This is a genomic window from Streptomyces sp. MP131-18 (assembly GCF_001984575.1).
Taxonomy (GTDB): domain Bacteria; phylum Actinomycetota; class Actinomycetes; order Streptomycetales; family Streptomycetaceae; genus Streptomyces; species Streptomyces johnsoniae.
The window spans coordinates 5942126-5963162 of the sequence record NZ_LZNS01000001.1 but is presented as its reverse complement, the minus strand read 5'-3'; the positions used below and the strand labels follow the sequence as shown (position 1 = coordinate 5963162).

Below are 21037 nucleotides of genomic sequence, written 5' to 3'. Positions count from 1 at the left end.
CACCAGGAGCCCAGCACCCATGCCCACCACAGGACACGACACCGCCGAGCCGACCGCCGCGGCAGCCGACGGCGCACCCCGGCGGGAGCCCTTCGGCCGGCTGGCCGACGGCACCGAGGTGCACCGCTGGACGCTGTCCCGCGGCGGCACCAGGCTTCGGGTGCTCAGCTACGGCGGGATCGTGCAGTCCCTTGAGGTGCCTGACCGCGACGGGCGTGCCGCCAACGTGTCCCTCGGCTTCGACCGCCTCGACCCGTACGTGGCGGACTCCCCCTACTTCGGTGCGCTGATAGGCCGTTACGGCAACCGCATAGCGGAGGGCCGTTTCACGCTCGACGGCGCCGAGTACCGGCTGCCGGTCAACGACGGCCCCAACAGCCTGCACGGCGGGGACATCGGTTTCGACAAGCGGGTGTGGGACGTCACGCCCTCCGCGCCGGCCGCGCTGACGCTGCGCTACACCAGCCCGGACGGCGAGATGGGCTACCCGGGCACGCTGGACGTCGAGGTGGAGTACACGCTCGGCGAGCGCGGCGACTTCCGCATCGACTACCGCGCCACCACGGACGCGCCCACGGTGGTCAACCTCACCAGCCACGTGTACTTCAACCTCGCGGGCGAGGGCAGCGGCGGCATCCACGACCACCGCCTGAGCCTGCCCGCGAGCCGCTACACCCCCGTCGGGGAGACGCTCATCCCCACCGGGGAGCCGGCCACCGTCGCAGGCACGCCGTTCGACTTCCGGCGCGCGAAGACCATCGGGGACGACCTGCGCGCCGGGCACCGGCAGTTGCTCCACGCGCAGGGGTACGACCACAACCTGATGCTGGACAAGGGCAGCACGCCCGAGCCGGAACGGGCGGCGACGCTCTACGACCCGTCCTCGGGCCGGCTGATGACGGTGTCGACGACCGAGCCCGGCGTGCAGTTCTACAGCGGCAACTTCCTGGACGGCACGCTGGTGGGCACGTCGGGGCGGACCTACCGGCAGGGCGACGGGCTGTGCCTGGAGACCCAGCACTTCCCCGACTCGCCGAACCGGCCCGACTTCCCCAGCACCGTGCTGCGGCCCGGCGACACCTACCGCTCCACCACCGTGCACTCCTTCGCCGTGCGGTGACCTGTGGCCGCGGTCAGGGCAGCAGCTCGATCGCGATGGCGGGGTAGAGCGTCCGCAGTGGCCCGGGAGCCGTGGTGATCACGGGCCACTGCCGGGCGGCGGCGAGGTAGGCGACGTGCCCAGGGGTGGTCGCGGCGGGGCGGTGCGCGGAACGCAGGATGCCGGACCCGACCGCCTGCGACTCGTCCAGCGCGGCGAACGTCACGAGCGGGAAGCGCATGATCGTGGTGAGTGCGTCCCGGCCGTGCGGATGCAGGTCGGCCGCCGCGTCGGCCACGCAGGAGGCGGGCGCGAGCAGCGGGATGACGTGCTCGTGCGCCGTTTCGAGCAGCGCCCGCATGAAGAGGTCGCCGCGGGCCGCGGCGACGAGCGCCGAGGTGTCGAGAATCCGCCCGCCTATGGCGTCGGCCGTCACGCGGCGTCGAGACCGAGCGTGCGCTCCGCCCACTTCCTGTGCTCGGGTCCTGCCCCCTCGTCGCCGAACAGCCGCCGCAGGGTCTCGGTGACCTCCGCGGTCTCCTCGTCCCGGCGCAGCAGCTCCTGGATGTGGCCGGAGACGCTGGGGATGCGGCCGGCGGCCTCGGCCGCCTTCAGTCGCCTCAGCTGGTCCTCGGGGAGGGAGATCGCCGTCTTCCGCATGGTCATACTTCAGTAGTACCACGTCCGGGGCCGGGTGAACCACCCGGCCCCGGGCCCCCGTGACGCGGTCAGGCGCGCGCGCCGCAGCAGGGGTGCGGATCGGGTATCTCGAACGGGACGTACCGGCCGCCGCGCGCGGGCATCAGGCGCAGCAGCAGCGTTCCGTCGCGCAGCTCCGGCCGCACGTGGCCGCGGGTGTCCAGCACGGCGGAGGCCGGCGGGACCGTGCCGCCCAGCGCCTCGGCGCGGGTGATCGCCGTCCGCGCGAACACTTCGCCCAGAGTGAGGCTGCCGGTCAGCAGCCGCCAGCCGGGAAAGAGCACCGCCCGGCCGGTCCCGGCCGCCGCCGCCGCGGCGCCCGCGGCAGCTCCTGCCGCGCGGGCCCCCGCGCGCCGCTCCCCCCACGCCGCGGCGACGTCCTCGCCCGCGGCGCCGTCGCGCAGCCGGTCGAAGACCGGGCGCGCGGCGGCGTCGTCGGGCAGCGTCAGGGACAGCACGACGCGCGGCTCGGGGTCGCGCAGCGGGTGGGTGCAGCCGTGGGTGCTCTCCGGCAGCGGCAGCCGTTCCGCGAGCCGGTGCAGCAGGTGGTCGGCCTCCCGCGCGGTCCGCGCGCCGCCGTCGAGACCGATCACGGTCACTCGGGCAGCACCCAGATCGGGTTGGAGTAGAACCACAGGTCCTCCCACGGGTCGGCGTCGCCCAGCACGTCGAGCGCGGGTCCTGCCGGGTCCACGTCCGAGCCGTTCAGGCCGGGCTGGCTGCGGTTGCCGTCGGTGCCGCGGACGCGGACGTAGGCGGGGCGCTCGACCCGGCCGAGCCGGTAGGTCAGCCGGACGGTGCCGGTGGACTCGTTCACCTCGAAGGACTTCACGACCTTCGTCTCCGGCGCGGACATGGCGTCCTGGTCGTCGATGCGGCCGGTGACCGCGCCCCTGATGACGTCCACCCGGGCCAGCCGCGGCACGAACTGCGCCCAGTTGGGCCCGTTCGCCAGCGAGATCTCCAGCACGAGCTCGACGTCGGTACCGCGCCTGACGTGCAGCGAACCACCCAGCGTCGCCGAGCGGTTGCCGCCGCGCAGCTGCGCGTCCAGGCCGGAGATCAGCCCGCCGTGGTCGACCCAGATCCGGCCTTCGCGGATGCCCTCCATGACGGCGGCGTAGGAGAAGTCGCGGGCGCCGACGTGCGTGCGGCTGTACTGGCCCGGCCAGAAGTCGCCGGCTGTCAGGTTGAGTCCGGAGCCCCCGTACACCGGGTCGTCGTGGTAGCCGTTCGCGTCGTAGTCGGAGCCCTCCGGCCGGGCGGAGGTGTCGCCGTAGTTGCTGTGCGAGTCGGAGTTGGCGGTGATCCACCACGGCTTGCCCTCGGCGAGCAGGCTGTCCCACAGCCCGCCGACGGTCGCGGTCATCCAGTCGAAGCCGCCCCAGGTGCGGTAGCTCTCCGCCGGGTAACCGGGGAACGAGTTGGCGTCGGGGCTGGAGGTGTAGAAGCCGCGCCCGCTGCCCGAGCCGTGCGGCGCGGGAATGCCGGCGGCCTGGTGGCCGGGGGCGCCCTCGAAGCCGACGGCGATCCGCGGCTGCGCGTCGCGCCAGCCGCGGATCTCGTGCGGGGAGTCGATGCCCTTGCGCGAGGGGTGGTTGGCGAGCATCAGGGCGTCCTTGACCTTGCGCCGCCGCACCTGCTCGGCGAGGAAGTCCAGGCCGGAGATGGCCAGGGCCTCGTTGCGCGGGGTGCTGTCGGTGGCGTCGTTGACGCCACCGTCGTAGTCGGTCTCGAACTGCTTGAGCACCGAGACCTCGTGGCGGCCCGGGTGGACGAAGACGGTGGCGTGTTCCGCGGCCGGGATGTTCCACTCCAGGCCCTGGAAGACGAGCGTGTCCTCGTACACCTCCCGCGCGTGCCGGATGTCGGGGTTGACGCGTTCGACGCCGATGCGGGAGTGGTTGACGTTGCCGTGGTCGGTGATGACCATCCAGTCCAGGCCGTATCTCGCACCGTTGCCGACCTGGTCGACCACCCGGTACATGGCGTCCGGGCTGTACTGGGTGTGGATGTGGTGGTCGCCGGCCAGCCAGTGCAGCCGCCCGCGGCCGTTGCCGCCGCGGCCCGCCGGTGCGGCCTGCTGGGAGGCGGCCGCGGCCGGCACGGCGGCGCCCAGAACACTCGCCCCCGCGGCACCGGCGCCCAGCAGGCCGGCGCGGCGCAGCATGGTGCGGCGGGTCAGCTGGTCGGGGCTCAACTCGGTGTCGGGCACCGCCGGGTCCATGGCCGCGGGCAGCGGTCCGGCCTCCGCCGCGTGGTCGTGATCGTGATGGTGGTGGTGTCCGTGTCCGTGGCTGTGGCCCATGGCGTCGCTCCCCAGATGGTTCATGGCTGTACAGCTGCCGCAGGCACTCTTGGAGGACCAGGTGAACGTGGGGTGTTGCGGAGGGGTCGTTCGTCCGCCGAGGCGCGGAACGGCGGGACCGCCGGCGCCCGGTTCGTGTCACGGGCGGCGGCGGTCCCGGTCTCGCGGGGCCCCGGTCTCGCGGGGCCGGCCTGTCGTCAGGCCAACCGGATGACGTTCCAGGAGAGCGGCTCCAGGCCGGCGGTCAGCACGCCGTCCGCCAGCGCCGTGCCGGTGGCGGCGTGCGGGGTCACGCGGTCCGGCTCGGCGGCGGTGTTGCGGGCGTCGGGGTCGGCGTCGGCGAGCACGCTGTGCTCCGCGACCTGCGTCAGCCCCAGACCGTGCAGCGTCACCTCAAGGGGAAGCGACCGCGTCTGGTCGCGGTTGACGGCGAAGACGGTGACCGCGCCGGTGTCCTCGTCGCGGACGGCCGTGGCGTGCAGGAGGCCGACCTCGCCGTACTGTTCGGTGGTGTGCGTCGGCCCGGCGACGCGCACGTCGAGGACCGTGCCGCGGCCGTACCGCGACGCCTGGGCGAACGGGAAGAACGTGGTCTGCTTCCACGCCTTGCCGCCGGGCTCGGTGGCGATCGGGGCGATGACGTTGACCAGCTGGGCCAGGCAGGCGACCTTCACGCGGTCCGCGTGCCGCAGCAGGGCGATGAGCAGGGTGCCGAAGACGACGGCGTCGGTGACGCTGTAGTTGTCCTCCAGCAGCCGCGGCGCCTCCGCCCAGTCGTCGCCGCGCCCCTCGTCGGAGAGGGTGGGGGCGCTGCCGTCCTGGTACCAGACGTTCCACTCGTCGAAGGAGAGGTTGATCTTCTTCTTCGACTTCAGGCGGGCGCCGACGTGGTCGGCGGTGGCCACGACGTTCTCGATGAACGACTCGGTGTCCACCGCCGAGGCGAGGAAGGAGTCGCGGTCGCCGTTGCGCTCGTAGTAGTAGGCGTGCAGCGAGATGTGGTCGACCAGCTCGTAGGAGTGCTCCAGGACGGTCGACTCCCAGGCGGCGAAGGTGGCCATGCCCTGGCTCGAACTGCCGCAGGCGACCAGCTCCACGTCCGGGTCGATCTGCCGCATGGCGCGGGCGGTTTCCGCGGCGAGCCGCCCGTACTCCTCCGCGGTCTTGTGGCCGGTCTGCCAGGGGCCGTCCATCTCGTTGCCCAGGCACCACAGCCGGATACCGAACGGCTCCTTGTCGCCGTGCGCGATGCGCCGTTCGGACAGCTCGGTGCCGCCCGCGTGGTTGGCGTACTCCTGGAGCTCGATCGCCTCCGCGACACCGCGCGTGCCGAGGTTGAGCGCCAGCATCGGCTCGCCGCCGACCTTGCGGACGAAGTCGACGAACTCGCTCAGGCCGAAGCGGTTGCTCTCGGTGGACCGCCAGGCCAGGTCGAGCCGCCGGGGCCGCTCGTCCCGCGGGCCGACGCCGTCCTCCCACTTGTAGCCCGACACGAAGTTCCCGCCCGGGTAGCGCAGGGCCGTGACCCCCAGCTCCCTGATCAGGTCGAGAACGTCCCGGCGCAGCCCCGCCTCGTCGGCGGTCGCGTGTCCTGGCTCGTAGATGCCCGTGTAGACGCACCGGCCCAGGTGCTCCACGAAGGAGCCGAACAGGCGCGGGTCCACCGCGGAGACGGTGAAGGCGGGGTCGAGGGTGAAACGGGCGGTGTGCGGTGCGTCGCTCATGCGGGTCCCTGGTCGTTCGATATTTCGTTCGTCGATCGCTACTTCGAACAATTCAGAACTTAGATCGCACGCGCCGCACAGTCAACGCCTCCGCTCGTTCCTCCCCCGATCACTGACCGGCGATGCCGGTGTGGGCGACACCGCGGACGATCTGCCGCTGGAAGAACACGAACACGATCAGCAGCGGCAGCGCGGCCAGCAGCGCCCCCGCCATCAGCTGCGCCCAGCGGATGCCGAACGAGGACTGCACCGTGGCCAGGCCGACCGGCAGCGTGGCCAGATCGGGGTCGGTGGTGACCAGATAGGGCCACATGAAGTTGTTCCACGACCCGATGAAGGTGAAGATGCCGACCGCCGCGAGCACGGGACGGGACAGCGGCAGCACGATCCCCAGAAAGATCCGCCACCGGCCCGCGCCGTCGATGCGCGCGGCCTCCTCCAGCTCCCTGGGGACGCCCTGGAAGAACTTGTAGAGGATGAACACCATCGCCGGCGCGGACACCTGCGGCAGGATGACGCCCCAGTAGGTGTCGACCAGGCCCATCGTGCGCACATTGGCGAACAGCGGCGCGGTGATGACGGTGCCCGGCACCATGATCCCGGCCAGCGTGAGCCCGAACAGCGCCTTGCGGAAACGGAAGTGCGTGCGGGCGAAACCGTAGGCGGCGAGCGCCGAGACCGCCAGGGTCAGCGCGGTGACGCCCGTGGAGACGATCACGGAGTTCACCAGCCACTTGGGGATGTCGCCCGTGTCCAGGACGCTGCGGTAGGCGTCCAGGTTCATGTTCGACTGAATCCACTTCAGGGGCAGCAGCTGCGTGTCGCCCTCCGGTTTCAACGAGGTGGACAGCGCCCACCCGAACGGCACCAGCCACAGCGCGGCCAGCAGCGCGCCGAGGGTGGTCAGCACGATCTGCCCCGCGTTGCGCCGCACCTTCACGGCGAAAGTCCGCTCGCTCATCGCGTTTCCCCCTTCTCGTCCGTGCGCTTGCGCACCAGCCACAGCCGGACCAGCGTGACGGCGACGATCAGGACGAAGACGATGTAGGACAGGGCCGAGGCATAGCCGATGCGGTAGCCGGTGAAGCCCTGCTGGATGATGTACTGCACCACCGGACGGGTCTCGTTGTTCGGGCCGCCCTCGTTGATCAGGAAGATCTGGTCGAAGACCTGGAGCGAGGCCAGGATCTGGAGGACCACGATGAGTCCGGTGATGTTGCGGACCATGGGGACGGTGATGTGCCACATCCGCTGCCACGGTCCGGCGCCGTCCAGCGCGGCCGCCTCGTAGAGGTGGTCGGGGATGGCCTGGAGCGCGGCCAGGTACAGCAGGAAGCTGAAGCCGACGGTCCACCAGAGGGTGGCGAGCACCATGGAGAACATGGCCCAGTCGCCTTCGAGCAGCCACGGGACGCGCTCGTTCAGGGCGTTGTTGAACAGGCCGTAGTCCGGCTCGTACAGCCACCGCCACAGGTCGGCCAGCACGGCGGAGGGCAGCAGGAACGGCGCGAAGAAGGCCAGCCGCCAGAACCACTTGCCGTGCTTGATGTTGTGGGCGAGCAGCGCGAGGCCGAAGGCGACGGCGACGATCAGCGGGGTGAGCATCGCGGTGAACGTGAGGGTGTTGCCCAGCGAGTCCCACAGCTGGTCGTCGTTCAGGGCCTCGCGGTAGTTGTCCAGGCCGATGAACTCGGTGTTGATGCCCGCCAGGTTGGTCTCGTTGAGGCTGTACCACAGCCCGGATACCAGCGGCCACACGAGGAAGACGCCGTAGAAGACGAGGAACGGGGCGACGAACCAGCCGCCGTGCTGCATGATCCGCCCGAGACGGGAGCGGCCCGGGCGCCGCGCGGGGGCGGTCTCAGGGGCGCCGGGCGGGGCGGGGGCGGGGGCCAGGGCGGTCACGACGCGGTCCCTTCGCCGAACGGGTTGCGGGTGTCGAGGAGGGAGCGCAGCGTGGCGCGGATGTCGCGCACGGCCTCGGCGGGGGTGACGGAGCCCATGGCGGCGGCCGAGAGGTGTACGCCGACGTCGGCCTGGACGCGCGAGGAGGTGCCGCAGAACCAGGCGGGCGGGTCGAACGCGGCGATGTCCATGGCACCGCGGTACTCGGACTGCGGTTCCATGGCGAGGTAGTCGGGGTGTTCGAGGATCGGCAGGTAGGCGGGCACGTGGCTGGCCTCGGCCCAGGAGAGGCTGTTCCGCACGAGCCAGGCGATCAGCGTGTGCGCGGCCTCGTCGGCGGCGCCGCTGCGGCCCTCCTGGTGGGGCAGGACGAGGATGTGGGACTCCGCCTGGGTGGCGGGCGTGCCGAAGAGCGTGGGGTAGGGCCGGGCGCCGAAGTCGAGTCCCGCCGTCCGGAAGTCGACAAGCAGCCAGTTGCCGAAGAGGACGAAGCCGCCGCCGTTGACGAAGTAACCGACCAGGTCCTGGCCGGGTATGGCGTACTCGTCCGCGACCAGGCGGGCCATGAACGCCAGCACCTCCTCGGCCCGGTCGTCGTCGAGGGCGAGTTCGGTGCCGTCCTCGCTGAGGATGCTGCCGCCGGTCTGCGCGTACAGGCCGACGAACGTCCACCAGCACTCGCCGGGCATCAGCGCGTTCCAGCCCAGCGGGGACTGGCCGATGACCTCGCGCACGGCGTCGAGCGCGTCGAGGAACTGCTCGGTGCCGTTCAGTTCGGTCAGGCGGCCCTCGGCGTCGAGCAGCCCCGCGGGCTCGCAGGCGGCACGGTTGTAGAACATCGTCGAGGGGTGGATGTCCAGCGGCAGCCCGTACAGTTCGCCGCCGATCGTGGCCCGGTCCCACAGCGTGGCGTTGAAGTCCTCGCGGCGCACGCCGGCTTCGGCCAGCAGGCCGGTGTCGATGGGGTCGAGCAGCCGGCCGGGCGCGAAGCCGGCGAGCCGGCCGAGGTGCAGGATGCCGACGTCGGGGGCCCGCCCGCCGGCGCCCGCCATGGCGAGCTTGGTGTAGTAGCGGTCCCCCCAGGCCAGCGTGGTGTCCTCGACCTCGATGCCGGGAAATTCGGCGCGGAACCGGTCGAGCATCCCTCTCATGTTGGCGCCGTCGCCGCCGCTGAAGAGGTTCCAGAACTGAATCCGGCGGTCACCGCCGGCCAGGGAAGCGGCGGAGCCGCAGGCGGCTGAGCCGCCGAGGGCCACGGCCGCCCCGAGTCCTGCCGCGCCGCGCAGCAGCCCGCGGCGGCTCGGCCGTCCGAGGGGCGGCGGCAGGGACCGCAGGGAGGCATGAGTCATCCCGAAAACCCTTCGCTCGTTCGACATTTCGAATCCCGATCGGGTGTCCGAACGGAAGGTAGAAGTCGAATCTGTCGAAGGTCAACCGTTACGACAACACTCCCCGAAAGTTTCAGGGAGTGTCGCCGGGCGGTCACACGCGGTGCGGACGGCTACTGGCCGGCGAGCCCCGTATGGGCGACGCCGCGCACGATCTGCCGCTGGAAGAAGACGAAGACGATCAGCAGCGGCAGCCCGCCGATGATCACCGACGCCATCACCTGCGCGTACCTGACGCCGTACGTGGACTGGACGTTCACCAGACCGACCGGCAGCGTCATGGCGTTCGGGTCGGTCGTGACGAGGAACGGCCACAGGAAGTTGTTCCACGTCTGGATGAACGTGAAGATCGCGACCGCCGCGAGCACCGGACGGGACAGCGGCACGACGATCTGCCAGAACACCCGCCAGCGGCCGGCCCCGTCCACGTACGCGGCCTCCTCCAGCTCGCGCGGCAGGCCCTCGAAGAACTTCACCAGGATGAACACCATCGCGGGCACCGCCACCTGCGGCAGGATCACGCCCCAGTAGGTGTCCACGAGATTCAGCGCGACCATCTCCGCGAACAGCGGCGCGATCAGCACCTGCGGCGGCACCATGATCCCCGCGAGCACCAGCCCGTACAGCACCCTCCGGCCGCGGAACTCGGTGCGGCTGAACCCGTAGGCGGCCATCGCGGTGAGCACGACGGTCAGCAGAGTCGTCATGGACGCGATGTAGGCCGTGTTGAGCATCCAGCGGGTGAGGTCGCCCGACTCCCACACCTGCCGGTAGGCGTCGAACGTGATCCGCGAGCCGATCCAGTTCAGCCCGGTGTCGGTCGTCTCGTCCTCCGGCTTCAGCGACGTGGCCAGGGCCCAGGCCAGCGGCAGCACCCACAGCACGGCGAGCACCAGCGCGCACGCCAGCAGCCCGACGCGCCCCCGCGTCCAGCGCGGCCTGCGTCCCTGCGCCTCCTCCCCCGCCCCGGTCCTGACGGCGTCCCGCGCCTTGCGCGCGGCGGTCATGGCGGCACTCATGCGGCGTTCTCCTCACGGGACCTGCGGGTCAGCCGCAGGTGGATCAGCGAGACGAGGACGATCAGCGCGAAGAAGATGTACGAGATCGCCGAGGCATAGCCGATGCGGTAGCCGGTGAACCCGGCCTGGAAGACGTACTGGAGGATCGGCCGCGTGGACTCGTCGGGGCCGCCGCCGGTCATGATGTACACCTGATCGAAGATCTTCAGGGAAGCCAGCAGCTGGAGCACGAGCACCACCCCGGTGGTCCGGTTGAGCAGCGGCAGCGTGATCGTGCGCAGCCGCTGCCACGGCCCGGCGCCGTCGAGCTCCGCGGCCTCGTACAGGTGCTGCGGGATGGCCTGGAGCGCGGCCAGGTAGAGCAGGAAGTTGAAGCCGACGGTCCACCAGACGGTGGTCAGCACGATGGAGAGCATCGCGTACCTGGCGTCCGTCAGCCAGCCGATGCCGGGCTGGAGGCCGAAGGCGTTCAGCAGCTGGTCGGCGAAGCCGAAGTCGGACGGGTAGATCACCCACAGCCACAGCAGGCACACGACGCCCGAGGGCAGCAGGAACGGCGCGAACCAGCTCAGCCGCCACAGCCAGTTCACGAAGCGCAGGTGGTGGGCCAGCAGCGCGAGCACCAGGCCGACGACGACGAGCGGCACGGTGGACAGGACGGTGAACCAGACGGTGTTCCACAGCGAGGACCACACGTCCGGGTCCCGCACGGCCTCGACGTAGTTGTCCAGGCCGACGAACTCCGACTGGGTGCCGGCGATGTCGTCGTTCCCCAGGCTCATCCGCACCCCCCACAGCAGCGGGAAGACCAGGAAGGCGGCGTAGACGAGCAGGAAGGGCAGGGTGAACGCGAGCCCGTGCTCGCTCCAGTGGCGGCGTATGCCGCGCGGCGCGGACGGCGGTGCCGTGGTCGTCATGACGTCGTCTCCCCGAACGGGCTCGGCGTGCCGAGCAGGTCCGCCAGCCGGTCCCTGGCCTCCGCCAGGGCGTCGCGCGGCGTCCGGCTGCCGGTCAGCACACCGGAGAAGACCGCGCCGAGTTCGAGCCACAGGGACGACGCCGAGCCGGCGAACCACACCGGCGGGTCGAGCGCCACCTCGTCGATCACCGAGCGGTACTCCGACTGCGGCCGCATGGCGAGGTATTCGGGCTCCGACAGCGCCGGCAGATAGGCCGGAACGTGCCCGCCGGCCGCCCAGTCGACGGAGTGCCGCAGCATCCAGGCGACGAAGGCGTGCGCGGCCTCGTTGGCGGCGCCGCCGCGGTCGTTCTGGTTGGGCAGCACGAAGGAGTGACAGTCGGCCTGGGCCGCGCCGCTGCCGAAGAGGCTGGGCACCCGGGTCATGGAGAACGGCATCCCGGTGTTCGTGAACGTCGCGACCTCCCACTCCCCGTTGAGGAAGAAGCCGGTCTCCCCGGCGCTGAACAGGCCGACCGAGCCCTGGTAGTCGACGCGCGGCGAGATCAGCCCCTCGTCCGTCAGCGTCCGCATGTACTCCAGGACTTCCAGGGCCTTGGCGTCGTCGAGGGCGATGCGGGTGCCGTCCTCGCTGAGCAGCGCACCGCCCGTCTGCGCGTAGAACGTGGCGAAGATCCGCCACGGGCCGATCGTGTCGGCGCCCAGCGTCTCCACGACGAGGCCCGGCCTGCCGGTGACCTCCCCGGCCGCGCGCACCGCCGCGGTGAACGCGTCCCGGCCGCGTATCGGCCGCAGCCTGCCGTCCCCGTCGAGCAGCCCGGCCCGTTCGCAGATATCCGTCTGGTAATAGAGCACCATCGGGTGGGTGTCGAGGGGGATCGCGTACTGCTCGCCGTCCACCGCGCCGCGGCGCCACAGGTCCTCGGGGAAGTCGGCCGGTGTCACGCCGTGTTCGGCGAGCAGGTCCAGGTCGAACGGGTTGAGCAGCCGGCCGGGCGCGAACCCGGCGAGCCGCGCCAGATGCAGCGCGGCGACCTCGGGCGCCCGCCCGCCGGCCCCGGCCATGCCGAGTTTGGTGTAGTAGGGCGCGCCCCACATGAGGGTGGACGACTGGAGGTCGATCTCCGGATGGCCGCGCCGGAACTCCGCCAGCATCGCGTCCATGGTGACGCCGTCGCCGCCGCCGAAGAGGTGCCAGTAGCGCAGCCGCGTCCGGCCGCCGCCGGTGCCGCTCGGCGCCGCGCACCCGGCGGCGCCCGCGGTGCCGAGCGCGCCGAGCCCGGCCAAGGAGCCGAGCACGCGCCGACGGCTCGGCCGGGAGTGCGGCAGGGGTGGTGGGTACATGCGTTCCCGCCCTCGTATCCGTGATATCGAACATGGATCGGATATACGGACGAGAACGTAGGAGCGGCGCACGTCACCGTCAACGCCCCTGCGGCGGTCCGAGAAACTTTCAGCCGCCTCGTCAGCTTCGTCAGCCCCGTCAGCCGTCCAGGGTGACGATCATCTTCCCCGTGTTGAGGCCGCGCAGCATGCCGAGGAACGCGTCCACCGCGTTCTCGATGCCCTCGGCCACGGTCTCCCGGTACGTCAGCTCACCGGAGCGAATCCAGGCCGAGACCTCCTCGATGAACTGCGGCTGGAGGGAGTGGTGGTCACGCACCAGCATGCCCTGGAGCCGCAGCCGCTTGCCGATGGTCAGGAACAGGTTGCGCGGCGCCACGGGCGGCTCCGTCGCGTTGTACTGCGCGATCATGCCGCAGATGACGGCGCGGCCGTGCACGTTGAACGCGTCGAGGGCGGCCTCCAGATGATCGCCGCCCACGTTGTCGAAGTAGACGTCGATGCCGTCCGGCGCGGCGGCGGCCAGCTGCTCCCCGACCGGGCCGCTGCGGTAGTTGAACGCCGCGTCGAAACCGTACTCCTCCGTCACCAGCCGCACTTTCTCGTCAGAACCCGCGCTGCCGATGACCCGCGAGGCGCCCTTCAGCCGCGCGATCTGCCCCGCCTGGCCGCCCACGGCACCGGCCGCACCCGACACGAAGACCACATCGCCCTCGCGCAGGCGCGCGATCTCGGTCAGACCCGCATACGCGGTCAGCCCGGTCATGCCGAGCACCCCGAGATAGGCGGTCAGCGGCGCCAGGTCCGCGGACACCTTCGTCGCCCGCCCGGCCGGCACGACGGTGAACTCCCGCCAGCCCAGCGGATGCAGCACGTGGTCACCCGGCGCGAACCCGGGCGCCTCGGAGACCAGCACCTCCCCGACCGCCGCCCCCTCCATGGGCCGGTCCAGGGCGAACGGCGGGGTGTAGGACTTCACGTCGTTCATCCGTCCGCGCATGTACGGGTCGACCGACAGGTGCAGGTTCCGCACCACCAGCTCCCCGTCGCCCGGTCTCGGCACCGGCGCCTGGCGCAGCGCGAAGTCCTCCGGAACCGGCCACCCCCTGGGCCTCGACACCAGATGCCATTCGCGGCCGACAGCGGGCACGTCCACGGAAAACCTCCCTGAAGGAAACCGGCATTGCCCCCATCATGCCCCGGCGCAGGCTGCTGCCATGTCTCACCGGTCCGCGACCGTCACCCTGCTCGCCGGTCTGCTGCTGACCACCGGTTGCAGCTCGCTCCCCGCGGCCCCGGAAACGCCCCCGCCGCCGGAAGCACAAGCCCGTCCGGGGAGACGTCCGGAGGAGACCTCGGCCGGCAGGGGTGGCCCGGCTGGTCGGAGGACTTCGGCCGGCACGAGACGGCGCGGCTCCAGGAGTGGGACGACCCGTCGTGCCCATTCCCCGCGGACCCCGGCCTCTCCGACCTCTCCGACGGCGTCCACGCGTTCGCCTGCCTGCGCATGGGCGCCGCGACGCCGGGTCCGATCGGCCCCGCCCCGGTCCCCCAGGCCGGCCCTAGGTCCTGTCCTGTCGATCTTGTCGGATAAGCCCGCGGCGTCAGATGCGGTGCATCGCAAGGCGCCGGATCGCAGCTCATACCTGTCCGTATTCGCGCGATTCGGTAACGCAGCGAGGTGCCGTAGCTGGCGTCGCGGGCCCGGCAAGATCGGCCGGACAGGGCCTAGCCGGCGAACGCCGGCTGAGGGAGGCCGCGGCCCGCGCCGGGGAGCACGAACACCGAGCCGGCCAGCGGCTCGGTGCCCGGGTCCGTGCCGGTGGCCGCGGTGGTGATGTACAGGTCCGCCAGGCCGGGGCCGCCGAACGCGCAGGCCGTGGGCCGCGACACCGGCACCGGGACGATGCGGTCCCGCTTCCCCTCCGGCGTGAAGCGGCACACCGCGCCGCCCTCCCAGAAGGCGACCCACGGACAGCCGTCCGCGTCCACCGTCAGACCGTCCGGGAAGCCGGGCAGATCGGCGGTGTCCACCACCGTCCGCCGGTCCGCCACCCCGCCGTCCCCGGTGACGCGGAAGGCGTCCACGCGCCGCGTCGGGGTGTCGATGTAGTACAGGACCGACCCGTCGGGGCTCCAGCCCAGGCCATTGCTGACGGTGACGTCCGGCAGCACCCGCCGCACCTCCCCTTCGCCCGTCAGCCGCTCCAGCGTGCCGCCGCCCTGCCGCTCGTCGTAGCGCATCGTCCCGGCCCACAGCGAGCCGTCCGGCGCCACCGCCGCGTCGTTGCCGCGGCGCCCGGGCACCGGCTCGTGCCGCAGCCAGCGGAACGTGCCCGACGCCTCGTACAGGCCGACGCCGTCCCGCAGATTCACCACGAACCCGCCGCCCGCCCGCGGCTTCGCGGCCCCGACGTGCTGCTCGGTGGGCAGCACGGTCCTGCGGCCGGTCGCCGGGTCGAAGAGGTGCACCCGGGAGGACAGGATGTCCACCCAGATCAGCCGTTCCGTTGCCGGGTCCCAGGTCGGGCCCTCCCCCAGCTCCGCACGGCCACGTATCGCGATCTCAAGCCCGTCTGCCACCGCTCTCCTCGTGCTCTCGTGCTTCCCCTGCCGCGCTCAGCCCGCGTGGTGGCCGAGCCGCTCCGACAGCTGCGCCGCGCCCTTGACCGCGAGCGCCGCGAGTTCGTCCTGCCGCTCCGCGCTCCAGCGGATCATCGGCACCGAAATGCTCAGCGCCGCGACGACCCGCCCCGCCCGGTCCCGCACGGGCGCGGCCACGCAGCTGACGTCCGGGTTGGACTCCCGCTGCTCCGAGGCCAGTTGGCGCTCCCTGACCTCATCGAGGATCGCGCGCAGGGTCTCGGCCGAGGTGATCGAGTTCGGCGTCATGGCGGGCAGCTCGTCCCCGGCCGGCAGCCGTTCGTCCAGCTCCTGCGGCGGCAGCGAGGCCAGCAGCATCTTGCCCACCGCCGTGCAGTGCGCCGGCAGCCGGCGGCCCGCGGCGGAGACCATGCGCACCGCGTGCGTGCTGTCCACCTTCGCGATGTAGATGACGTCCGCGTCCTCCAGGACCGCCACGTGCACCGTCTCGCCGCAGGTCTCGGCGACCGCCCTGGCCACCTGCTGGCCCTCGGCCGCGAGGTCGAGCTGCTCGGCATACCTGCTGCCGAGCTGGTAGGTCCGCACCCCCAGCCGGTACCTGCCCGGCTGCTCGGGCACCGGCACCAGGTAGGAACGGGCGGCCAGCGTGGTCACCAGCTCGTGCACCGTGGTCCGCGGCAGCTGAAGCCTGCGGGTGATCTCGGGAGCGGACAGCGTCCCGTCCCCGTCGAGGAACAGCTCCAATATGTCCAACGCCCGGCTCACCGCCGGTACGCGACGCCCCATGCCCGATGCCTCCGCCACTCAAGTGTTCGGCATCCCGATCGCACGCCGGAATGCCGAACATACGCTAACCAGCAGTGGTCACCGCGGGCAATGGGCCGGACGTCCGCTTTTGCGCGCCCCTACGCCGCACCCCGTTCGTCGTGGCTGCCGACCGCGCGCAGCCGCTCGGTCACCGCGCCCGGCAACCGGTCCCCCGCCCGGTCCGCGACCACGCCGGCCGCGCGCGCCGCGGCCTCCCGCCCGGACTGCGTCGCGGAGTCGACGGCATTGCGCACCGCGGGATTGCTCCGCACCCGCTCCGCCGCCTCCCGCAACTGGTCGTACCGCTCCCGCCCGGCCTTCGCGCCGAGCACGTAGCCCACCGCCACACCGGCGATGAAGATGAGCTTGCGCATGGGATGCTTCCTCTCTCTCCCGATGACCGATCTTCTCGTGGCACATCGCGCCGCAGGTAACCGGGATGCCCCGGATACCGATTTCGAAGCACCCCCTCACATGCGCTAATGTATGGGCCGCGGCACGGACACGCGCCCCGGCTCGGGGGTGCGGACCCGGGCGGAGCAGTCCCCTGTAGCTCAATTGGCAGAGCAGCCGGCTGTTAACCGGCAGGTTACTGGTTCGAGTCCAGTCGGGGGAGCAGCAGTCCTCATCACGCAAAGGGCCCCGTCCGGGGCCCTTTGTTGTTCTCCGTGCATCACTGGCACCGTGCCGGGAACCGATCACCCCATGCCCGCAGTCCTTGCCTGCGTACGACAGCCCCCGGCCCGGGCGGCAGATCGTATGAGCAGCTATGCTGCGGCAGACGGCGCGCACAGATGTACGCGGCACGCCGTTACGGGGCGGTAGCTCAGCCGGTTAGAGCAACGGACTCATAATCCGTCGGCCGTGGGTTCGAGTCCCACCCGCCCCACTCCGCGCCCTCCAGGCCGGAGCGCCTGCTCTGCGCGACCCTCCTCGTACGTCGGGCCCGGCCCGGCCCGGCCTCTTCCCGAAGCCCAAGATCCTTTGCCGGCCCGCAGTCGGCCCGGAGCGCAGTGCGGAGTCGGCCGGCTTTCGGTAGGTCGTGCGCGGGAGCGGCCGGGTAGCCGGCTCGCCCCGCCGTCGCCTGCCCCGAGCCCGCCGCCGGGCTTCTGCTGATGCCGTCCGCCTTCTTGGGTCCCGCCCGACGAGACCGGACATCCGCCGATGACCCGATCCGCAATCCGCGTCGCCGCATCGGAGGAACGGTCCTTCGAGACGGTACTGAGGAGACCGGAGGGCGCGGCTCCGAAAGATCGCGTGGGAGGACAAGTCCCGCCCCAGCACCGGAGAGCCGCGACGCACCGACTTCCTCTGCTTCCGGACACCGAGGAGGCGGCAGGCGAAGGCGGGGCAGGTTCCTTGTCTTCGCCGCCGAGGACGCGGTGGTCCACGCCAGTCATTCCGGACGCGAGCCCGGATCCGATCCGGACGGCCTTGCGTCCGGCCCTCGCGGCCCACTCCGGCAGGCGTGCGGTCCGCCGTTGCAGTCGGAAGTCTGCTCGCGGGAAGAGATTCGAACACACAGACCCACACCGCCGGTCATGGGGGCGAAGCGTTCGCGTCGATGTTCACCAGCCGCAGGGACCGGCATTCCGCCAGGTTCGCACAGAAGACCACACCCGTAGACACTTATTCGAGACAGCTGCCATCCGGGCACAAGCAGGGCACCCCCGACGCAATCGTTCGGCACAATACACCCGCCGTGGCCCGTGATATCGGGCGTCCCGAATGACCGGAATCCCAATTATCCTGCCCGTTCAGTGACCGTTTCCCTCAGAAGTCAGAGGCGGGCTGCGGAAACTCGCCGCGTGTGCAACTATTGGTTCTGCGTTCCGAGGACCGACACCTCACGGTTGTCCAGCCGTCGCCGGACAGGGAATCCGCGGTGGCAACTGCCCGGTCCAGCCGTGCGCGTGTGGACCGGACGTACTGCGCAGCGCGCTGCTTCCGCCAGCAGCGTGTCGTCCGGTGCGCGCCAGCCAGTCGGCTGCTTGTGGCAGCACGGGGGCGGCGGACCTGGTACGGCCGCGACGGCCGGCCTCGACGTGAGTTGTGCGCCATGGGTCCTTCTCCATCACGCATGTCGTTACATGTGCCGCTATGTATGTCGTCACGTATGTCGTCCGCGAACAGGTACCATTCGCACTTTCGAGGTATGCCGATGCCACACAGCCAAATGAGGATGTCAGTCATTCCTGGAGCGGCGGCGGGGCGCCTTTCCATGCTGTCCCGGGGGCTCAGCATCCTGGAATGCTTCACGCCCGGAGAAAGCAGCCTCACGCTTTCCGAGATTTCCCGCAGGACCGGCCTTGCGAAGGCCACCGTCCACCGTCTGATCATGGAACTCCTCGTCTGGGGGCTACTCGACCGGGACGGCAAGGATCTCTGCCTCGGCCGACGCGTGGCGATCCTCTCCGACCGCGTTCCCGAGCCGACGCGGCTCATTCATAGAATCCTGCCGCACACACCGCTGTTCATCGCCCGGCGGGAGTGTCCGGCGTTCTTCACCCTCCTGTCCAACGGCCGGTCCTTACACTTCGAGGCACGCGAGGGACGGCGTGTCCAGGAGGACGATGTGGCCTTCGGGGCCCCCTTGGCCGTGTGTGTCTCCGCGGCGGCCAAGGTCATCACCGCCTTCCGCACCTGGGTACGGCCGGACGGCATCAGGCAGGACAGCAGGAGGCGTGAACGCGTGGCATCCCTTCCGTACCGAGGCGAAGCAGGACTGTCGAAAATCGTCCACCAGGGCTATGCGATGACGCGTACGGGGAGAACGGTGGCGGTGGCCGTTCCGATCAGCGATCCGTACGGTTCCATACTGGGCGCGCTGTCGGTAGCCATTCCGCCCGGCGGAGCGCACCGGACCGCCGTGGTCCGCGAACTCATGGGCGCGCGCGAGGCGTTATCCAGCGTCAGTGTCCACTCAGCCACCGAGAAAACTGCATGACGAAGGCTTTCGGCACGATGAAGAATCACGGCGCGACGGACCTTCAACTCGCTTACCACCGGCGGCTCTTCGGTGGCCTCTTCGACTGGCAGGCGGCCGAGCGCCGTATCACTCGGTTCACCGGTGGCACCGGAGCCGCCGGACTCATGTCCCTGGATCAGATGGGCCACTTCGGCCCGAACGGCTGCGATCTCGTCGTCGAGAGACTGGCCGCGCCGGCGCGACTGGCGGAAATGGGCAGCGGATTCGGCGGGGCCTTGCGGTACATTCTCGACCGCCTCACGGAACGCGGCACCCCGGTGGAACAGGCGTACGGGGTGGAACTGGTCCCCGAGCACTGCGAACTCAGCCGGACGATCAATGAATCCCAGGGGCGCGAAGACATCACCATCTTCTGTTCCTCCGCCGAATCCGTCCCCCTGCCCGATGCCTCGCTCGACGCGGTGGTCATCACCGGCTCGCTGCCCCACTTTCCCCGCCCCGACCGGGTGTTCCAGGAGGCCGCCCGGCTGCTGCGGCCCGGGGGCGCGCTGCTCTGCACCGAGGAGGTCAGCCTCGCTCCCGACGGCGCCGGCCCGGCGGAAACCTTTCGCGAGCTCCACCCCGCCGGCGTTTTCCACACCACCCCCGTCACCACCCGCCGTGAGCAACTGCGCGCCGCCGGACTCACCCGCATCGAGCTGACCGACCTCGCCCCCTGGGCCACCGACCTGCTCGCCGCCCGGCTGAAGGCCCTGCGGCTCTTCCGCGGCTCGGCGGAGGCCATGCTCGGCACGGAAGAAGTCGATCTGGTGGTCCGTACCTTGGCCACCGCCAGGGAGGAATACGCGATGGGCCGGCTGTGCCCGGCTCTGGTCACGGCCGTACGGCCTTGAGGGCCCCGGGGCGGACCCGGGATGCGTCGCTGACGCATCCCGGGTCCGCCCCGTACCGGCCGCCCGGTCCTGCCTCAGCTCTCCGCGCGAAACGGGACCTGAACGGCGGCCTGCGCCGCCGCCCCGCGTACCGTCGTGTCCAGGATCCCGAGAGCCCGGTCGACCTCCCCGTCGGTGGCGATCATCGGCGGGAACAGCCGCACCACCTCGGGCCGCCCCAGGCACGGCGAGACGAGCAGCCCGGCCGGGCCCAGGTCGGCGAAGACCTTGCCCGCGAGGGCGGTCGAGGCAAACTCCAGCCCCCAGAGCAGTCCACGCCCCCGCACCGCCGCGATGTGCTCGGGCCACCGCTCCCGCAGGGTGGCGAGCCCCGCCTCCATCCGCTGGGCCACCCGCTCCCCGTCGGCGGCGTGCTCCGCCACGGCCCGCACCGCCGCGATACCGGCGGCGGCGCTCAGCGGATGCCCGGCGAACGTCGCGGTGTGCAGGAACGGATCGTCGCGCAGCGGCGCGTACAGCTCCTCGCTCGCAACCACGGCCGACAGCGGCATCACCCCGCCGCCGAGCCCCTTCCCCAGCAGCACCGCGTCGGGTTCGAGCCCCAGCTCGCCCGCGAGCGTCGGAGGCCCGCACCGGCGCAGCCCACACTGGATCTCGTCGCTCACCAGGAACGCCCCGGCATCCCGGGCGCGCCGCCGCAGCTCGTGCAACAGGCTTGCGCCGAGCGGACGTACACCGCCCTCGCCCTGCACCGGCTCCACGATCACCGCCGCCACATCACCCCCGGCGAACGCCGCGTCCAGGGCGGCCGCGTCCGCCGTCGCGGGCACATGCGTGACGGGCGGCAGAACGGCGGCCAGCGGCTCCCGGAAGCGCGGGCTCGACGTCACCGCGAGCGCGCCGTGCGACTTACCGTGGAAGCCGCCCTCGACCGCGATCACCCGGCTCCGCCCGCCGGCCGCCCGCGCCAGCTTCAGAACGGTCTCCACCGCGTCCGTGCCGTTGAGCCCGGTCCAGACCCTGGTCAGCCCCGCCAGTCCGACGAATGACACGACCTCGGAGGCGAACCGGGGCAGCGTCTCGTTGGCCAGCACCCGGGTGGAGGAGGGCATGCGCCCCAACTGCTCGGTCACCGCAGCGACCACCCGGGGGTGCCGGTGGCCGAGCAAGGCCACCCCGTAACTGCCGAAGTCGAGCGCGGACCGCCCGTCCGACAGGGTCACCTCCGCGCCGCTCGCCCGCACTTCGAGGCTGTCCTGCCCGTTCATACCGAGCAGCAGGGCGAGCCGGGGGGAAAGGTGTCTGCGTATCGCCTTGAGAGCCGTAGCCGTTGCCGTCGTAGCCGGCTCGGTCATCGACCACACCTCCACAAGGACCACAGGTCCACAAAGAAGGAGCA

At 71.3% G+C, this 21037-nt stretch carries 19 protein-coding genes and 2 tRNA genes; 5 read left to right on the top strand and 16 right to left on the bottom strand.

Annotated features, from left to right (window positions below):
* Window positions 1-19: 19 nt before the first annotated feature.
* Window positions 20-1120, top strand: coding sequence for an aldose epimerase family protein (locus tag STBA_RS26925; RefSeq protein WP_079252198.1), 1101 nt, complete (start codon window positions 20-22; stop codon window positions 1118-1120).
* A 13-nt stretch (window positions 1121-1133) separates the two neighbouring features.
* Here STBA_RS26925 and STBA_RS26920 read toward each other — a convergent pair whose 3' ends face one another.
* From STBA_RS26920 to STBA_RS26845, 15 genes are all read right to left on the bottom strand, one after another.
* Complete coding sequence (locus tag STBA_RS26920; RefSeq protein WP_077061681.1) at window positions 1134-1535, bottom strand: hypothetical protein; 402 nt, start codon at window positions 1533-1535, stop codon at window positions 1134-1136.
* Window positions 1532-1765, bottom strand: a complete 234-nt coding sequence (locus tag STBA_RS26915; protein ID WP_077061680.1) for a hypothetical protein — start codon at window positions 1763-1765, stop codon at window positions 1532-1534. The genes STBA_RS26920 and STBA_RS26915 overlap by 4 nt, the downstream gene beginning before the upstream one ends.
* Window positions 1766-1827: 62 nt before the next feature.
* The gene (locus STBA_RS26910; RefSeq protein WP_253195029.1) at window positions 1828-2397 is read right to left on the bottom strand and encodes a hypothetical protein; all 570 of its coding nucleotides are present in this window, start codon (window positions 2395-2397) and stop codon (window positions 1828-1830) included.
* Window positions 2394-4106: a PHP domain-containing protein gene (locus STBA_RS26905; RefSeq protein ID WP_077061679.1), complete on the bottom strand. Its 1713-nt coding sequence runs from the start codon at window positions 4104-4106 to the stop codon at window positions 2394-2396. The genes STBA_RS26910 and STBA_RS26905 overlap by 4 nt, the downstream gene beginning before the upstream one ends.
* A gap of 197 nt (window positions 4107-4303) precedes the next feature.
* A complete protein-coding gene (locus tag STBA_RS26900) occupies window positions 4304-5830 on the bottom strand; it encodes an alpha-N-arabinofuranosidase (protein WP_077061678.1) in 1527 nt (508 codons plus the stop codon).
* 109 nt (window positions 5831-5939) lie between these two features.
* A complete protein-coding gene (locus tag STBA_RS26895) occupies window positions 5940-6791 on the bottom strand; it encodes a carbohydrate ABC transporter permease (RefSeq protein WP_077061677.1) in 852 nt (283 codons plus the stop codon).
* Window positions 6788-7735, bottom strand: coding sequence for a sugar ABC transporter permease (locus STBA_RS26890; RefSeq protein WP_077061676.1), 948 nt, complete (start codon window positions 7733-7735; stop codon window positions 6788-6790). The genes STBA_RS26895 and STBA_RS26890 overlap by 4 nt, the downstream gene beginning before the upstream one ends.
* The gene (locus tag STBA_RS26885) at window positions 7732-9084 is read right to left on the bottom strand and encodes an extracellular solute-binding protein (protein WP_077061675.1); all 1353 of its coding nucleotides are present in this window, start codon (window positions 9082-9084) and stop codon (window positions 7732-7734) included. Before STBA_RS26885 ends, STBA_RS26890 begins: the two co-directional genes overlap by 4 nt.
* A gap of 152 nt (window positions 9085-9236) precedes the next feature.
* A complete protein-coding gene (locus tag STBA_RS26880; protein ID WP_107485121.1) occupies window positions 9237-10130 on the bottom strand; it encodes a carbohydrate ABC transporter permease in 894 nt (297 codons plus the stop codon).
* A gap of 8 nt (window positions 10131-10138) precedes the next feature.
* Window positions 10139-11059: a sugar ABC transporter permease gene (locus STBA_RS26875; RefSeq protein WP_077061673.1), complete on the bottom strand. Its 921-nt coding sequence runs from the start codon at window positions 11057-11059 to the stop codon at window positions 10139-10141.
* The gene (locus STBA_RS26870) at window positions 11056-12405 is read right to left on the bottom strand and encodes an extracellular solute-binding protein (RefSeq protein ID WP_077061672.1); all 1350 of its coding nucleotides are present in this window, start codon (window positions 12403-12405) and stop codon (window positions 11056-11058) included. Before STBA_RS26870 ends, STBA_RS26875 begins: the two co-directional genes overlap by 4 nt.
* A 139-nt stretch (window positions 12406-12544) precedes the next feature.
* The gene (locus STBA_RS26865) at window positions 12545-13561 is read right to left on the bottom strand and encodes an NADP-dependent oxidoreductase (protein WP_077061671.1); all 1017 of its coding nucleotides are present in this window, start codon (window positions 13559-13561) and stop codon (window positions 12545-12547) included.
* A gap of 572 nt (window positions 13562-14133) precedes the next feature.
* Window positions 14134-14988: an SMP-30/gluconolactonase/LRE family protein gene (locus STBA_RS26855; protein WP_077061669.1), complete on the bottom strand. Its 855-nt coding sequence runs from the start codon at window positions 14986-14988 to the stop codon at window positions 14134-14136.
* 36 nt (window positions 14989-15024) lie between these two features.
* Complete coding sequence (locus STBA_RS26850; RefSeq protein ID WP_077061668.1) at window positions 15025-15795, bottom strand: IclR family transcriptional regulator; 771 nt, start codon at window positions 15793-15795, stop codon at window positions 15025-15027.
* A 119-nt stretch (window positions 15796-15914) separates the two neighbouring features.
* Complete coding sequence (locus STBA_RS26845) at window positions 15915-16190, bottom strand: hypothetical protein (protein ID WP_077061667.1); 276 nt, start codon at window positions 16188-16190, stop codon at window positions 15915-15917.
* A gap of 169 nt (window positions 16191-16359) precedes the next feature.
* On the opposite strand from STBA_RS26845, the gene STBA_RS26840 reads away from it, so the two are divergent.
* The 4 genes from STBA_RS26840 (at window position 16360) to STBA_RS26825 (ending at window position 19638) form a co-directional block, all read left to right on the top strand.
* A tRNA-Asn gene (locus STBA_RS26840) sits at window positions 16360-16432 on the top strand.
* A gap of 199 nt (window positions 16433-16631) precedes the next feature.
* Window positions 16632-16705 (top strand) — tRNA-Ile (locus tag STBA_RS26835).
* Between the two features lie 1293 nt (window positions 16706-17998).
* Window positions 17999-18763: a helix-turn-helix domain-containing protein gene (locus STBA_RS26830; protein ID WP_171987795.1), complete on the top strand. Its 765-nt coding sequence runs from the start codon at window positions 17999-18001 to the stop codon at window positions 18761-18763.
* Window positions 18760-19638 carry a class I SAM-dependent methyltransferase gene (locus STBA_RS26825; RefSeq protein WP_077061665.1) on the top strand — a complete coding sequence of 293 codons (879 nt, stop codon included), beginning with the start codon at window positions 18760-18762 and terminating at the stop codon, window positions 19636-19638. The genes STBA_RS26830 and STBA_RS26825 overlap by 4 nt, the downstream gene beginning before the upstream one ends.
* A gap of 74 nt (window positions 19639-19712) precedes the next feature.
* Here the strand turns inward: STBA_RS26825 and STBA_RS26820 are convergent, their stop codons facing one another.
* The gene (locus STBA_RS26820; RefSeq protein ID WP_077061664.1) at window positions 19713-20993 is read right to left on the bottom strand and encodes an aspartate aminotransferase family protein; all 1281 of its coding nucleotides are present in this window, start codon (window positions 20991-20993) and stop codon (window positions 19713-19715) included.
* Window positions 20994-21037: the final 44 nt, after the last annotated feature.